Source organism: Bradyrhizobium sp. (genome assembly GCF_030697065.1).
Taxonomy (GTDB): domain Bacteria; phylum Pseudomonadota; class Alphaproteobacteria; order Rhizobiales; family Xanthobacteraceae; genus Bradyrhizobium.
In genome coordinates, this window is record NZ_JAUYQU010000025.1 from 1 (window position 1) to 15566 (window position 15566).

Sequence of the window (15566 nt, forward strand, 5' to 3'; positions counted from 1 at the left end):
GCGATCTCGTCGGCGCTGGGATCCACGGTCACGTAGGTGTCGGTCAGGAAGGTCACGCCGCGCTGTGAGATCAGCATGGAGAGCGCCGACAGGTCGCGATACTTCACGCTGGCCCGCGCGCCGATGATCAGCGCGACATTGCGCAGGTGCCGCTCGAACCGGCCTTCAAGACCGCAGATCATGGCGTCGGCGTCGCCGCGCCGCAGCGCGAGCGCCGCGATCACCGTGGCGTCGGTGCGCACCATTGTCCGCGCCGCCTCCTGTGTCACGCCGCGCCGGCCGGCGAGCTGGATCAGCAGGTCGACATAGTCGCGGTAGCGCGGATCGTCCTCCGGGTTGACGATGGTGAAGTCGGCGCCCGGGCGGATGCGCAGACCGTAGCGGCGCAGGCGCACGTCGATCACATGGGGGCGGCCGATCAGCGTCGGCTCGGCGATGCCTTCCTCCAGCACGACCTGAGCCGCGCGCAACACGCGCTCGTCCTCGCCGTCGGCATAGATGACGCGCTTCTTGGCGGCCGTACGAGCGGCGGCAAAGACCGGCTTCATCACCAGGCCCGAGCGGAAGACGAAGCGGGTCAGCTTGTCGACATAGGCGTCCATGTCGGTGATCGGGCGCGTGGCGACGCCGCTGTCCATGGCCGCCTGCGCGACGGCCGGAGCGATGCGCAGGATCAGCCGCGGGTCGAACGGGCTCGGGATCAGCGAGCCGGGCCCGAAGCCCTGCGCTTCGCCGCTGTCGAACCCGGGTGCCACCGCATCCGACGGCGGATCACGCGCGAGCTGCGCGATCGCATCCACGGCGGCCTTCTTCATCTCCTCGTTGATCGCGGTGGCGCCGACGTCGAGCGCGCCGCGGAAGATGAAGGGAAAGCACAGGACGTTGTTGACCTGGTTGGGAAAGTCGGAGCGCCCGGTGCAGATCATCGCATCGGGCCGTGCTTTACGCGCCTCGTCCGGCATGATTTCGGGGGTCGGATTGGCCAGCGCCATGACCAGCGGCCTGTCCGCCATCGCCTTGACCATGTCAGGCGTCAGCACGTTCGGCGCCGAAAGTCCCAGGAAAATGTCGGCGCCGCCGATCACTTCCGCCAGCACGCGCTTGTCGGTCTTCTGCGCATAGACCGACTTCCAGCGGTCCATCAGCGTGTTGCGGCCTTCATGCACCACGCCGTCGATGTCGCAGACCCAGATGTTGCTGCGTTGCGCACCCATCGAGACCAGCAGGTTGAGGCAAGCGATCGCAGCCGCACCGGCGCCGGAGGCGACGATCTTGACCTCGGCCAGCTTCTTGCCGGTGAGCAGCAATGCATTGGTGATCGCGGCGGCGACGATAATCGCGGTGCCGTGCTGGTCGTCGTGGAATACCGGGATCTTCATGCGCGCCTTGAGCTGCGCCTCGATCTCGAAGCATTCCGGCCCCTTGATGTCCTCGAGATTGATGCCGCCGAAGGTCGGCTCGAGGGCGGCCACGGTTTCGACCACGCGCTCGATGGTGTCGGCGGCGATTTCGATGTCGAACACGTCGATGCCGGCGAATTTCTTGAACAGAACCGCCTTGCCTTCCATCACCGGCTTGGACGCCAGCGGGCCGATATTGCCGAGGCCGAGCACCGCGGTGCCGTTGGAGACGACGGCGACCAGATTGGCGCGGATGGTCAGGGATGCGGCTTCCGCGGGATCGGCTGCGATGGCCATGCAGGCCGCCGCCACGCCGGGCGAATAGGCCAGCGCGAGGTCGCGCTGGTTGGCGAGCGGCTTGATCGCCTGAATTTCGAGCTTTCCCGGCCGCGGCAGCCGATGATAAGCCAGCGCCGCGGATTGCAGATCATCAGAATGGGACGACATACATTTCCCCCGGCGGCTTCCCTGGCCCGAATTCAGACTTCGGTGACCCGACCTGCGCTAGCCCTTGTCCGGCAGATTGAGCCGGATATGCAACTCGCGCAATTGCTTCGGCGCGACGTCCGACGGCGCTCCCATCAGCAGGTCTTCGGCCCGCTGGTTCATCGGGAACAGCGAGATTTCGCGCAGGTTGGTGGTGCCGCAAAGCAGCATGACGATGCGGTCGACGCCGGCCGCCATGCCGCCATGCGGCGGCGCGCCATACTGGAACGCACGATACATGCCGCCGAACCGTTCGACCACGTCGCTCTCGCCGTAGCCCGCGATCTCGAACGCCTTCACCATCGCCTCCGGCCGGTGATTGCGGATGCCGCCGGAAGCGATCTCGTAGCCGTTGCAGGTAATGTCGTACTGGAACGCCTTGATGGTCAGCGGATCCTGGGTCTGCAGGGCTTCTAGGCCGCCCTGCGGCATCGAGAACGGGTTGTGCGAGAAGTCGACCTTCTTGTCTTCCTCGTTGTACTCGTACATCGGGAAGTCGACGATCCAGGCGAGCTCGAACCGATCCTTGTCGATCAGGTTCAACTCCTCGCCGAGCCGGGTGCGTGCCAATCCGGAAAACTTCCAGAATTTTTCCGGATCGCCGGCCACGAAGAAGGCGGCATCGCTCTCCTTCAGGCCCAGGGCATCGCGGATCGCCGCCGTCCGTTCCGGGCCGATGTTATTGGCCAGCGGACCCGCACCCTCGCCGCCCTCGCGCCACATGATGTAGCCGAGACCGGGCTGGCCCTCGCCCTGCGCCCATGAGTTCATGCGGTCGCAGAAGGCGCGCGAGCCGCCGCCGGTGCCGGGGATGGCCCAGACCTGGTTCTTCGGGTCCTCCAGCATCCGCGCGAACACCTTGAAGCCGGAGCCGCGGAAATGCCCGGAGACGTCCTGCATGATAATCGGATTGCGCAGATCCGGCTTGTCGCTGCCGTATTTGCGCAAGGCTTCCGCGAACGGAATCCGCGGCCAGCATTTTGTCACCGGTTTGCCCTTGGCGAACTCCTCGAACACGCCCGTGACGACCGGCTCCATCGCGGCAAATACGTCGTCCTGCGTCACGAAACTCATCTCGACGTCGAGCTGGTAGAACTCGCCCGGCAACCGGTCGGCACGCGGATCCTCGTCGCGAAAACACGGCGCGATCTGGAAGTAGCGGTCGAAGCCCGACATCATCAGGAGCTGCTTGTACTGCTGCGGCGCCTGCGGCAGCGCATAGAACTTGCCCGGATGAATCCGCGACGGCACCAGGAAGTCGCGCGCGCCTTCCGGCGACGACGCCGTCAGGATCGGGGTCTGGAATTCGAAGAAGCCCTGCTCCTTCATCCGCTTGCGCATGGAATCGACGATCGCGCCGCGGGTCATGATGTTCTGGTGCAGCTTGTCGCGGCGAAGGTCGAGGAAACGGTACTTAAGCCTTATGTCTTCTGGATATTCCTGCTCGCCGAACACCGGCAGCGGCAATTCGGCGGCCGGACCCAGCACCTCGATCTCGCTGACGTAAAGCTCGACCAGTCCGGTCGGCAAATCCGGGTTATCGGTGCCAGCCGGCCGGCGGCGGACCTTGCCGTCGATCCGCACCACCCACTCCGCGCGCAGCTTTTCGGCGTCCTTGAAGGCCGGCGAATCCGGGTCGGCCACGCATTGCGTCAGGCCGTAATGGTCGCGCAGATCGATGAACAGCACGCCGCCATGGTCGCGGATACGATGGCACCAGCCCGACAGCCGTACCGTCTGGTCGATTTCGCCCTCGCGGAGCGCGCCGCATGTATGTGACCGGTAGCGATGCATGGGTTTCCCAAAAACAGATGTCGGAGAGGTCGAATCGAGGCCAAAAGCCCGTCCGAGGAGGGTCAGGGTTTACCCGACGCGGTCAGGCGCGGCAACCGAATGCGGGGTCGATTTTGGCCGTCGAATCCGGCGCCGGGAGAAGGAAAATGCGCTAAAAAGCGGGAGCATCCACGGGCAGCGGCTCCCGGCGATTGTCTATTGCCCAGGCGCGCCTATCTTTAAGCCCATGACCATCCATTTCCCGTTCCAGAACACCTATACGGCCCTGCCGGCGAGCTTTTTCGCGCGGGTAGCGCCGACCCCGGTCGCGGCCCCGCGCCTGATCAAGCTGAACCGGCCGCTGGCGCTGCAGCTCGGCCTCGATCCCGACCGGCTCGACAGCCTCGAGGGAGCCGAGATCCTGGCGGGCAAGCGGGTCCCTGATGGCGCCGACCCGATCGCGATGGCCTATGCCGGCCACCAGTTCGGCCATTTCGTCCCGCAGCTCGGGGACGGCCGCGCCATCCTGCTCGGCGAGGTGATCGACGCCGAGGGCGTGCGCCGCGACATTCAGCTCAAGGGGTCCGGCCCGACGCCGTTTTCGCGCCGCGGCGACGGCCGCGCCGCGCTCGGCCCGGTACTGCGCGAATACATCGTCAGCGAGGCGATGTTCGCACTCAGCATTCCCACCACGCGGTCGCTCGCCGCCGTGATCACGGGCGAGAACGTGATGCGCGAGACGCCATTGCCGGGCGCCGTGCTGACCCGCGTCGCCGCCAGCCACATCCGCGTCGGCACCTTCCAGTATTTCGCGGCGCGCAGCGATACTGAGGGCGTGCGGCGGCTGGCCGACCACGTCATCGCCAGACATTACCCGCACGCCGCCGATACCGACCGCCCCTATCGCGCGCTGCTCGAAGCCGTGATCGCGCGGCAGGCCGATCTGGTGGCGCGCTGGCTGCTGGTCGGATTCATCCATGGCGTCATGAACACCGACAATTCCTCTGTCGCGGGCGAGACCATCGACTACGGCCCCTGCGCCTTCATGGATCACTACGACCCCGCCAAAGTGTTCAGCTCGATCGACCAACAAGGCCGCTACGCCTACGCCAACCAGCCGCGGATCGCGCTCTGGAACCTGACGCGCCTGGCGGAATGCCTGCTGCCGTTGTTGTCCGACGACAAGGACAAGGCCGTCGAGGAGGCCCAGACCATCCTCGGCGAGTTCGCGGAGCGGTTCACTTCGGCCTATCAGGCCGGCCTGAGGCAGAAAATCGGCCTGTTCACGGTGCGTGACGGCGACGAGGCGCTGGTGCAGGACCTGCTGGACGCGATGGCGAAGAACCAGGCCGACTTCACGCTGACCTTCCGGCGGCTGAGCGACGCCGCGCTCGATCCGGACGGCGATACCGAAGTGCGGGCATTGTTCGCCGAGCCCGTCGCCTGTGACGAATGGGCCGCGCGCTGGCGGGAGCGGATCTCCGGAGAGATGCAATCTCCCGCCGAGCGCCAGGCCGCGATGCGATCGGTCAATCCCGCCTTCATCCCGAGAAATCACCGGGTGGAAGCCGTGATCGAAGCCGCCGTGAACCGCGACGATTTCGCGCCGTTCGAGGAACTGCTGGCGGTGCTGGCCAAGCCGTATCAGGACCAGCCTGAATTTGCCGGTTATGCCGACCCGCCAGAGCCGCATCAATGCGTGCTGCAGACCTTTTGCGGGACGTAAGGCGCTAACTTTCCGTTAAACATCGCATCAGGCTCCGGTTCCCCCGGCCTCAGGAATTAACAAACGGTCAATCGGTTCCCTCCAAGTCTAATGGTTTCGCAGGGGGAATTTATCGTGCTGGACGTTCTGGTTTTCAAATTCATGGGATTGGCGATGCTGGCACTCTGCATCGTCGTGCTGGCCACGCCGTCGCAGCGCCGCCGCTCGCGCCACGTTCGCGACTACTGACGGAGCATTGCGGTTGCATTTGACCGGGCCGGACCGCGCCAGGCGCTCCGGGCGGCCCTGAGTCCATTCTCGAAATGGACGGGCCGGGCTAAAATGCAAGGCATGAATTCGCCCCAAGACCCTTGACATATCAGCGCTTTCGGCCGAACGCGTCTCAAAAGCGTTATGGACCGTTCATGGATCTGATTGCCACCACCTCCGACCTTGCCGCGGTATGCGCCCGGCTCGCGAAACACCGGGTCATCACCGTCGATACCGAGTTTCTGCGTGAAACCACCTATTATCCCCTGCTCTGCGTGGTGCAGATGGCGAGTGCCGAGGAAGCGGTCGTGGTCGACACGCTGGCCCCCGGGATCGACCTCAAGCCGTTCTTCGAGCTGATGGGCGACGAGAACGTCCTGAAGGTGTTCCATGCCGCCCGGCAGGATATCGAGATCGTCTGGCACCAGTCCGGCACCATTCCGCACCCGATCTTCGACACCCAGGTGGCGGCCATGGTGCTCGGCTATGGTGATTCCATTGCCTACGACCAGCTGGTCGAGCGCATCGCCGGCCACCGGCCGGACAAGACCCACCGCTTTACCGACTGGTCGCGCCGGCCATTGAGCACCGAGCAGATGCACTACGCGGTCTCCGACGTCACCCATTTGCGCGATGTTTTCGCGGCCCTGGATGCCGATCTCAAGAAGCGCGGCCGCAACGATTGGGTGAGCGAGGAGATGGAGGTCCTGACCTCGCCGAAGACCTACGACTTTCACCCCGAACGCGCCTGGGAGCGGCTGAAGACCCGGGTCCGCAAGCCGAAGGAACTGGCGGTGCTGATGGAGGTAGCGGCCTGGCGCGAGCAGGAGGCGCAGAGCCGCGACGTGCCGCGCAGCCGCGTGCTGAAGGACGATGCGGTCGGCGACATCGCCACGCATGCGCCGACCAGCCTCGAACGCCTCGCCAATCTGCGCTCGCTGCCGAAGGGTTTTGACCGCTCGAAATGGGGCGCCGACATCGTGGCCGCCGTGCAGCGCGGGCTGGCGCGCGACCCCGCCTCGCTACCGAAGCTGGAAAAGCCGCGCGGCAATTCCAATGGTGCTGCAATCGTCGAGCTTCTCAAAGTGCTGCTGCGCATGACATCGGAGCGTCACGCCGTCGCCAGCAAGATCATCGCCACGGTCGGCGATCTCGAGGATATCGCGGCGGACGACAACGCCGACGTCGCCGCGCTGCATGGCTGGCGCCGCGAATTGTTCGGCGAGGCGGCGCTGGCGCTGAAGCATGGCCGGCTGGCGCTGGCGATCGAAAAGGGCCGCGTCATCCGGGTCGATCGCGCCTAGCCACGCCTCCGGCAGATCACACCGAAATCACCGCATTGGCATCGATCAGGTCGGCGCTTGCGACGATGCCGGCGAAATTGCCGATCACATTGACGACCGCCAGCTTGTAGGATGTCGCATCGCCGATCCCCTGTCGCCGGCAGGCCACGGCGTCGCTTACCACCTGGTAGCGGTGGCTGCGGTGAAAGCCGTCGACCACGGTCGACAGGATGGTTTCATCGAGCGAGAATCCCGCCAGCACGCAGCGCATGTTCTTCATGTTCGCCATGTACTCGGCGAACCGCGACGAACTGTAGGCCGAGGGCAGCGGATGCTCGAACGCAAGCTCTCCGGGCCTCGGCTTCAACTCGGCGATCCACTCCGTCAGGTTCGATGCCGGATTGAACCACGCGGCGTGGGCAATGCGCTTCAGGTGGATGATCGGCCAGAGATTGTCCCGCCACAGCGTCATCAATTCGCGACAGCGCGCCGTGATCGCCTCGGCATCGGCGATGACGTGACGGCGGCCTTCGGTGAGATACTCGCTCTGCAGATCCGCGCAGACCAGGATCGGCGGATCGTCATGGATCGAGACCGCCAGTTTGGGATGGGGCATCAGCGTGCTCACACCGTGCGCAGCGGCGAGGTCACGGCGCGGCCCGCTGAAATGTCGAGAACGCCGGGCCGGTCCCAGTCGCCCTCCGGCCGGATGATCACATAGGGGTCGCTGTCGAGCGTGATGGCGTCGGCGCCGGGCTCGATGTCGAGCACCATTTCGGTGTAGGAAAAATCGGAGAAGGTGATCTTGCGGTTGTGGCCGAGCGGCTTGGCGCCGAAATGCGCCCAGAAGTCCACCAGCCGGTCCTGCGCCTGGCCATAGATCTTCTTGAACCCCTTGCGTTTGACGTAGTCGACGCTGGCCTGCACCAGCTTGAAGGAGAGCCGCGAGCGGCGGAACTGGTGCCGCACCGCAAGCCGCTCGACCTTGGCGAACTCGCCGAAGAACCGCACCCGCAGGCAGCCGGCCGGCTCGGTTCCGACGAATCCGAGGAAGTGCGCCGCCACCAGATCGTTGCCGTCGAATTCCTCCTCGATCGGGCAATCCTGCTCGGCGAGGTAGACCGCGGAGCGGATCGCGGTCACCAGCATCAGGTCGTTGGGATCGCGCGCGATGCGAACGGTGATGGAGCGCGATGGCGTCTTCAGGGCAGCTGGAATGTTAGTGCCGTGCATCTGCAAAGCTCCTCGCCGGTTGGGCTGTTGACGCGTTCAAAGGGAAACGATTCCAGGGGCGCTGGTAGCGCCAGAGGTCGCGCTGGTAGCTCGGGAACGGATGGAAACCGATCGCAATGTTCAGATTGCGCCCGTCGATGCTGGAGGGTTGGGCGTAGAGATCCGCCGGCGCCAGCCGCGGCCGGGAAAGATACGCCGACACGTTGCCCAATCCCGCCATCGCCCTGCCCTGCCCGGCGATCGCCCGCACGTAGATCGCGGACACCGGCTCGGATAAACCGGCGAGCAGTCCAAGCTCCGGTTGCGTCAAACTCATCTCGTCGAGAATGAGCGCATCGTGGCCCCGGTCGTTGAGATACAGGAACGCCACCGCCCCGAGCAGAATGCCCTTTCGCTTGAAGGTCAGAATGCTGCCGGGATCGAAGTCGTGATATTTCTCGAGATCCGGTTCCGTCGTCTGAATTCCGGGCACCAATCGATTGGCCATGTCGGAAAGCGCGCCCAGGTCGGAACGCAGCGCGGGCTGCACGACGATCTCCGCGCTTCTGGGCAGCAGATCGAAATCACGTTTTGCGGCCAATGAGGGCCTTTCCATAACCGGGTCGCGCATCTATCGTCACTCCTGCCGCTGGGTGAGCACCATACCGGGCAGGGATTTGGAGTATGCAGCAACTATTGCACCGGGGTGCTGCGATGACGCAGCACCGGAATGATGCAGTTCTGGATGCATCCTGGGATGACCTGCGATCGTTTCTGGCGTGCGCGAGATACAAGAGTTTTCGCAATGCGGCCGAGGAACTCGGCCTCACCTCCACCACGCTGATGCGCCGGATCGACCGGCTCGAAGAGTCGATCGGCTGCAGATTATTCCTGCGCGACCAGAGCGGCCTGACGCTGAGCGCCGAGGGCGCCGCCATGATCGGCGACGTGATGGAAATGGAACGTCACGCCTTCAATATTTTCCGGCGCGCGGCGCAGTCCGACGATACCGCCGGCACGGTCCGCGTCGCCGTCACCGAGGGCCCGGGCAATTTCTGGATCCTGCCGCGGCTGATCGACTTCCAGAAAACCTACCGCAAGATCACCGTCGACCTTCGCTGCGCGATGGAGCAAGCCGACGTCGCCCGGCTGGAGGCCGACATCGCCATCCAGCTCGAACGGCCGACCAACCCCGATCTGATCGTCACCAAGCTCGGCCGGCTCCACATCTATGGCTTCGTTTCGGAAGGCTACCGCAAGCTGCACGGCGTGCCGACGCTAGCCGAAATCAGGAACCACAGGCTGGTGATCCAGCAGGCGCCGCAGCTCGACGATACCGCCTATGCGAGGGTGCTCGGACTGGCGTCGCTGGAAGGCATCGTCGGGATCAAGACCAATTCGAGCATCGGCGTGCTCTACGCCGTGGAGCGAGGCGCAGGGATGGGCTTCCTGCCGACATCGTCCGTCGCACTCGGCGCGAACCTGATCCCCGTCGATCTCGGCGTCCGCCATCACGCCGATCTGTGGCTCACCTACCACAAGGAGTTTCGCAACTCCGACCGCCACAAGATCGTCATCGACTGGCTGAAGAAGATCTTCGACCCGAAGGCCTATCCCTGTTTCAAGGACGAGTTCATTCACCCGAACGATCTGGTGCCGCTGATGGCGGCGTCGCGGGCGAATTTCGGCCTTCAGGGATATGTGGCGGCGGGGCCGGCCTGACCGGGCGCGCGTGCTGCGCGATTGAAACCTACCATTTGAGCTCGATACCGAGCGTGCCCTGGTGCGACTGCATCGCGGCGCGATATTTGGCGTCGTAGTTGACATAGAGGCGCGCGGTGTTGCTGAGGCTGAGCGAGGCGGAGGCGCCGGCATCGGCGCCATAGCGGCTTTCGCCGATCCCCTGCACCAGGATGCTCTGGGCGCCGAGGCTGACCGTGACCGCGCCGAAATTCTGCGCGACATTGTCGACGAACTTGCCGTAGGCCGAGACGTCGAAAATCTTCTGATCGAAAATCCAGTAGCGGCCGATTTCAGCGCCGATCAGGATCCGTGCGCGCTCCGCGGTGGCGCCCGTTGCCATCACCGGATCGAGGCCGCCGGTTTCCTGCAGCGATCCGGTCGAGGCGCGCACATATTCGAACGCGAGCTTCGGCACGATGCGGCTCTGGTCGAGACTCCAGTAGTAACTGAGTTCGGTCAGGGCGCCGGCGAGCCGGGCGCTGTAGCCGGCGGTTGCGAAGCCGAACCCGGTGTCGCGACTGGAATTGACCTTGCCAAAGCCCTGAACCAGCGCGATCGCCCAGGTCCACGGTCCCTTGTCGACCGAGGCATTGAAGCCGAGCTGCGTGAGATCGAGCGTGGCGGACTGCAGCGCCAGGGGAATGTCGATGGCGGTGTGGCTTTGGTCGACCGAGAACCCGACATTGACGCCGGGCGCGACACGCGCGCCCACCCCGACGACGCCGCCATAGGTGCTGCGGCGATCGCCGACGAAGTAACCCTGCGGACCGGTCGTGGCGACAAGGCTGTAACCCTCCGCCCAACTGCGATACCGGGGCGCCTCGGTGGCTTCGGAGGCACCGCCGCCGGCTGGATTGCTCCGCACCGCGTTGCCGAAGCCGGACGTCGCCTGATTGCCGAGACGTTCCAGAAAATTGCTGCCGAGGTTGGTCACGGTGGAGCCGGCCGAGAAACCGGAATTGACCACCCCCGGTGTCGGGCTGGGTGTCGGTGTCGGGGTTGGCGTCGGGGGTGACTGGGCCTGCGCTTGCGCCGCGGCCGCAATGACGAGAAACAAGGCCGACGCCAGCCCCAGGACCTGCCGTCGGGCGGTTCCTGCTCTGACGACAAGGCGGGCTGATGCGCAGCGCATGAAGCATAATCCGAAAAACGAGCGCCCGCTCGAAGAAAACCCCAAAAACCCCATCGGCCCAAGGCGATTTGCGCTGAGTTCACCTGGAGCGTCAATTGGTCTGGCTGTCCGGTCCCAGCCAATTGCCGCCATTGTTGTTCCGCTGCCACAGCTCCGTCACGGCACTTTCCGGTCTCCGGCTCGATTTCGCGAGCCGCGCCAGCTACTTGCTAACGCGAGGATTTCGTGTTGCAATATCAGGTACAATCGGATCCAGGCCGTTCGACTGTGCGTTTCGCGACGATGAAGTTCAAGACTCGGAAATTCAGCAGACTTCCGGAATTCCGCTTGTGGCGTGGCACGCAAAATGCGTGGCCGCGTCTTTTTTATGTCTAGATCAGGAGACAGGCGATGCAAAAAGGCACCGTCAAGTGGTTCAACCCGACCAAGGGTTATGGGTTCATCAAGCCGAACGCCGGCGATAAGGACGTGTTCGTCCATATTTCGGCGGTCGAGCGCGCGGGGCTCTCAACCCTCAACGAAAACCAGGTTGTCGAGTTTGACCTTGTGGAAAACCGCGGCAAGAGCTCCGCGGAAAACCTGAAGGTCTCGTAGACTTCGTCACGATCCGCGCAAGCCATCATGATGCACCCCCGGCTCGCGCCGGGGGATTTTATTTGTCAGGTTGCCGTGGGCGAGACCAGTACACCGCCGGTGCGAATGCTGCCGTCGGTCTTGCAGATATCGCCTTCGAGATGCACCCGGCCGCCGGCGAGCAGCCGCAGAGCTTCCGGATAGATGCGGTGCTCGATGCCGAGTATCCGCTCCGCAAGCGTCTCCGGCGTGTCGCCATCGGCGACCGCGACCGCGCCCTGCATCACGATCGGGCCGGCATCGGTTTCCGGAATGACGAAATGCACGGTGGCGCCGGAAATCTTCACGCCGGCGCGCAGCGCCTGGCCCTGCGGATCGAGGCCGGGAAACGACGGCAGCAGCGAAGGATGAATATTGAGCATCCGGCCATGCCAGCGCTGCACGAAGGCGGCCGTGAACAGCCGCATGAATCCGCCGAGGCAGATCAACTCGACCCGGTGCTGGTCCAGCGCCGCTTGCAGCACCGTCTCGAACGCCGCACGGTCCTTGCCGAACGGCTTGCTTTCGATCGTGACGGTCGGAATGCCGCTGGCCCTGGCCCGCTCCAGCCCGCCGGCATCGGCCCGGTTGGAGATCACGACCACGATCTCGGCCGGAAAATCGCTCGCGTCTGCCGCCTCGATCAGCGCGGCCATGTTCGATCCCCGCCCGGAAATCAGGATGGCGACGCGGCGCTTCATGGCCTCACCATGCAAGTCTTACCATGAGAGATCGAGATGCCCGTTATAGACCACGCGATGGTCGCCCTCGGCCGGGATCACCTCGCCGAGCAGCGCGACGCTCTCGCCGGCTTCGGTGAGAATGGCGGTGACTTCCTCGATGCTGTCGGACTTGATGATGGCGATCATGCCGATGCCGCAGTTGAAGGTGCGCAGCAGTTCGAGTTCGGCGATGCCGCCCTGCTGGGCCAGCCACTTGAACACCGGCAGCACCGGCAGGCGCGCGAGGTCGATGCCGACGCCGAGATGCTTCGGGAGCACCCGGGGAATGTTGTCGGTGAAGCCGCCGCCAGTGATGTGGGCGAGGCCCTTGACGCCGCCGGTTTCGCGGATCGCGCGCAGGCATGACCGGACATAGAGCCGCGTCGGCGTCAGCAGCGCGCCGCCCAGCGTCATCACAGGCGAAAACGGCGCCTGCGCATCGAATCCGAGACCCGACACTTCTACGATCTTGCGGACCAGGGAAAATCCGTTGGAATGCACCCCCGACGAGGCCAGCCCAATCACCGCGTCGCCCGGCGCGATATCGCCGCGCGGCAGCAGCGTGCCGCGTTCGGCGGCGCCGACCGCAAAACCGGCCAGATCGTAATCGCCGTCCTTGTAGAGCCCCGGCATTTCCGCGGTCTCGCCGCCGATCAGGGCGCAGCCGGATTCCCGGCAACCCTCGGCGATGCCGGCCACGATCGCGGCGGTGGCCTCGGGATCGAGCTTGCCGCAGGCGAAATAGTCGAGAAAGAACAGCGGCTCGGCGCCCTGAACGACGAGATCGTTGACCGACATCGCCACCAGGTCGATGCCGATGCCGGCATGCAGGCCGGTCTCGATGGCGATCTTGACTTTGGTGCCGACGCCGTCGGTGGCCGCCACCAGCACCGGATCCTTGAAGCCTGCGGCCTTGAGGTCGAACAAGCCGCCGAAGCCGCCGATTTCGGCGTCGGCGCCGGCTCTCGCGGTGGCGCGGACCATCGGCTTGATCAGATCGACCAGACGGTTGCCCGCATCGATATCGACGCCGGAATCCGCGTAAGTGAGCCCGTTCTTGCGGTCGATCATGCCCTAATCCAGATGAAGGCGGCTGGTTACGTCGGATTCCGCCATCGTGCAATGGCTCGCCCATGGCGTTTGCATATATAACGCAAATACAGGCACTTAGCGCCCAAATCGTACGCGGCGCGGCGCCCGCCGCAGCGGCCTCCACAAAAATCGCGAAAACAACCCCATGCACAGATAGAATGCCCTGGCCTGGACGGCATCCAATGAACGACGGAACTGCGCAGGACATCTGGGTTGGAATCGACCTCGGCACCCAGGGTGTGCGGGCGATCGCCGCAACAAGCAGCGGCGACATTGTCGGCTCCGGAGCTCATCCGCTATCCAGCATGCGCTTCGAGGAGCGGCACGAGCAACCCCCCGGGGAGTGGTGGATCGCGGTCGGTCACGCCAGCCGCGCGATGTGCCGGACGATCGATGCGCCCCACCGGATCCGCGGCGTCGCCGTCTGCGGCACATCGGGCACGGTACTGCTGACGGACGGGCAAGGCCGCGCGCTCACGCCGGCTCTGATGTATGACGACGCCCGCGCATTGGCCGAGTGTGATGAAGCCAACGCCGTCGGCGCGGCGCTGTGGAAAAAATTGGGGTACCAGCGCATTCAATCCGTCTGGGGCCTGCCCAAGCTGATGTGGCTGCTGCGCAAGGGCAGCGATCAAGGCGAGCGGTATCTCGCGCATCAGGCCGATTTCATCGCGGGCATGCTGTCCGGAACCCGGCTGCCGTCGGATCCCAGCAACGCCCTGAAAACCGGCTGCGACACGGCGTTGCTACGATGGGATGCGGCTGTCATGGAGCAGTTGGGCGTGCGGCATGAGGTGTTGCCCGAGTTGCGGCGGTCCGGTGCCCGCATCGGCGCGGTCGGTGACGCCGGCGCCGCGCATACCGGGATTCCCGCAGGCACACCTATCGTCGCCGGGATGACGGACGGCTGCGCGGCGCAACTCAGCTCGGGCGCGACATCGGCTGGAAGCTGGAACAGCGTCCTCGGCACGACGCTCATCCTCAAAGGAGCAACCGACGCGTTGCTGCCGGATCCCGCCGGAGTCGTTTATTCGCACCGGTCGCCCGAAGGCCGGTGGCTGCCCGGCGGGGCGTCGAGCTCCGGCGCCGGTGCGCTGACGCATTTTCTTCCCGGCGCCGATCTCGATGCGCTCGCCGCGAAAGCGGACCGGCGAACCGGCTCGCGCGCCCTCGCCTATCCCCTGGCTTCCGCGAAGGGCGAACGGTTTCCCTTCATCGCGAGTGAGGCGACCGCGTTCTTCCTCCCCGAAGCTCCAACCGATCCGGTCGACAAGTTTCTAGGCATCACGCTTGGCCTCGCTTCCATCGAACGACTCTGCTTCGACTATCTCGACCTGCTGGGATTCCCGACCGATGGCCGGCTGTCGCTGACGGGCGGCGGGACGCGCAGCCGGTTCTGGAACGATCTTCGCGCGACGATGCTCGGCCGGGAGCTTGTGGTACCCGCGGTCGCCGAACCCGCATTCGGGATGGCGATACTTGCATCCTGCCTGCAAAGGCCGCTCGACGACGCCGTGGCGGCGATGGTTCGCATCAAGTCCCGGCACGAGCCGCAATGGCAGCGAAGCGATGGCGCGCTGCAAGCCCATCTGACCTTGGTCGATGCTCTCGAGGCGCGCGGATGGCTGCCTCGCGCGACGGCTTCGCATGCCCGACAGCGCGTCGCGCGATGACCGGCATCAGTCGGGAAGGTTCGTCAGACGCGGCCGCCAGATGCCGAGGATCACATTCGCCGTCGCGACCGCGAGCAAGATCCAGAGCGATTTCCATTCGGCGCCCAGCGATGCCGCGAGCGTAGCCGGATCGACCTCGTTGGCCAAAGCGCGCGCGCTCAGTTCTGCTTCCTGTTGCATGGGTCCCTGAATAGCCGCGAAGCCCCACTCGAATACCAGAATGCCTGAAAAGAGCTTGACCCAGGCCCAGCCGGCGCTGTGATAGCCGGGGTTGAAGGCGATCGCCAACAGGCCGGCAATCAAGACGAGCCCAAGCGACGGCAGGAATATCCACGTCGCGATGCCGCCCATCGCCCCGCGCATCAGGGAATATTCCGAAAGCGATGTCGGTGCGGGAACGAAGGTCAGCAACACGAGCAGGCAGGCCATCGCGCCCATTTGCCCGATGGCTCCTATCGTGTGC

General features: G+C 64.9%; 14 protein-coding genes. 5 read left to right on the forward strand and 9 right to left on the reverse strand.

From position 1 onward, the window contains the following. Together Q8R73_RS01935 and aspS are read right to left on the reverse strand one after the other, a co-directional pair. On the reverse strand, positions 1-1847 hold a 1847-nt coding region (locus Q8R73_RS01935; RefSeq protein ID WP_305717868.1), incomplete at its 3' end, for a phosphate acyltransferase. Positions 1848-1904: 57 nt separating this feature from the next. After that, positions 1905-3680: an aspartate--tRNA ligase gene (gene aspS / locus Q8R73_RS01940; protein WP_305717869.1), complete on the reverse strand. Its 1776-nt coding sequence runs from the start codon at positions 3678-3680 to the stop codon at positions 1905-1907. Positions 3681-3906: 226 nt separating this feature from the next. Between aspS and Q8R73_RS01945 the strand changes: the two genes are divergently transcribed. Beyond that, positions 3907-5385, forward strand: coding sequence for a YdiU family protein (locus Q8R73_RS01945; protein ID WP_305717870.1), 1479 nt, complete (start codon positions 3907-3909; stop codon positions 5383-5385). A 404-nt stretch (positions 5386-5789) separates the two neighbouring features. Next, entirely contained in the window at positions 5790-6938 is a 1149-nt protein-coding gene (rnd, locus tag Q8R73_RS01950; protein WP_305717871.1) for a ribonuclease D, read from the forward strand. A gap of 16 nt (positions 6939-6954) precedes the next feature. Here the strand turns inward: rnd and Q8R73_RS01955 are convergent, their stop codons facing one another. Genes Q8R73_RS01955 through Q8R73_RS01965 form a run of 3 tightly spaced genes read right to left on the reverse strand, consistent with a single transcriptional unit; the run spans position 6955 to position 8760 of the window. Next, positions 6955-7518, reverse strand: a complete 564-nt coding sequence (locus Q8R73_RS01955) for an isochorismatase family protein (RefSeq protein ID WP_305717879.1) — start codon at positions 7516-7518, stop codon at positions 6955-6957. A gap of 23 nt (positions 7519-7541) precedes the next feature. Further along, a complete protein-coding gene (locus Q8R73_RS01960; protein ID WP_305717872.1) occupies positions 7542-8150 on the reverse strand; it encodes a GNAT family N-acetyltransferase in 609 nt (202 codons plus the stop codon). Beyond that, entirely contained in the window at positions 8137-8760 is a 624-nt protein-coding gene (locus Q8R73_RS01965; protein ID WP_305717873.1) for a hypothetical protein, read from the reverse strand. The genes Q8R73_RS01960 and Q8R73_RS01965 overlap by 14 nt, the downstream gene beginning before the upstream one ends. Positions 8761-8813: 53 nt before the next feature. On the opposite strand from Q8R73_RS01965, the gene Q8R73_RS01970 reads away from it, so the two are divergent. Beyond that, positions 8814-9851, forward strand: a complete 1038-nt coding sequence (locus tag Q8R73_RS01970; protein ID WP_305717874.1) for a LysR family transcriptional regulator — start codon at positions 8814-8816, stop codon at positions 9849-9851. Positions 9852-9879: 28 nt separating this feature from the next. Here the strand turns inward: Q8R73_RS01970 and Q8R73_RS01975 are convergent, their stop codons facing one another. Beyond that, positions 9880-11004, reverse strand: a complete 1125-nt coding sequence (locus Q8R73_RS01975; RefSeq protein ID WP_371126002.1) for an autotransporter outer membrane beta-barrel domain-containing protein — start codon at positions 11002-11004, stop codon at positions 9880-9882. Positions 11005-11394: 390 nt separating this feature from the next. On the opposite strand from Q8R73_RS01975, the gene Q8R73_RS01980 reads away from it, so the two are divergent. Beyond that, positions 11395-11598 carry a cold-shock protein gene (locus Q8R73_RS01980; protein ID WP_305717875.1) on the forward strand — a complete coding sequence of 68 codons (204 nt, stop codon included), beginning with the start codon at positions 11395-11397 and terminating at the stop codon, positions 11596-11598. 65 nt (positions 11599-11663) lie between these two features. Here the strand turns inward: Q8R73_RS01980 and purN are convergent, their stop codons facing one another. Together purN and purM are read right to left on the reverse strand one after the other, a co-directional pair. Continuing rightward, complete coding sequence (gene purN / locus Q8R73_RS01985; protein ID WP_305717876.1) at positions 11664-12317, reverse strand: phosphoribosylglycinamide formyltransferase; 654 nt, start codon at positions 12315-12317, stop codon at positions 11664-11666. 18 nt (positions 12318-12335) lie between these two features. Next, on the reverse strand, positions 12336-13409 hold the full coding sequence (gene purM, locus Q8R73_RS01990) for a phosphoribosylformylglycinamidine cyclo-ligase (protein ID WP_305717877.1): 1074 nt from the start codon (positions 13407-13409) through the stop codon (positions 12336-12338). Positions 13410-13612: 203 nt separating this feature from the next. On the opposite strand from purM, the gene Q8R73_RS01995 reads away from it, so the two are divergent. Then, positions 13613-15103 carry an FGGY-family carbohydrate kinase gene (locus tag Q8R73_RS01995; RefSeq protein ID WP_305717880.1) on the forward strand — a complete coding sequence of 497 codons (1491 nt, stop codon included), beginning with the start codon at positions 13613-13615 and terminating at the stop codon, positions 15101-15103. A 6-nt stretch (positions 15104-15109) separates the two neighbouring features. Here the strand turns inward: Q8R73_RS01995 and Q8R73_RS02000 are convergent. Further along, positions 15110-15566 (reverse strand): hypothetical protein (locus Q8R73_RS02000; RefSeq protein WP_305717878.1); only part of this gene is annotated, 457 nt, incomplete at its 5' end.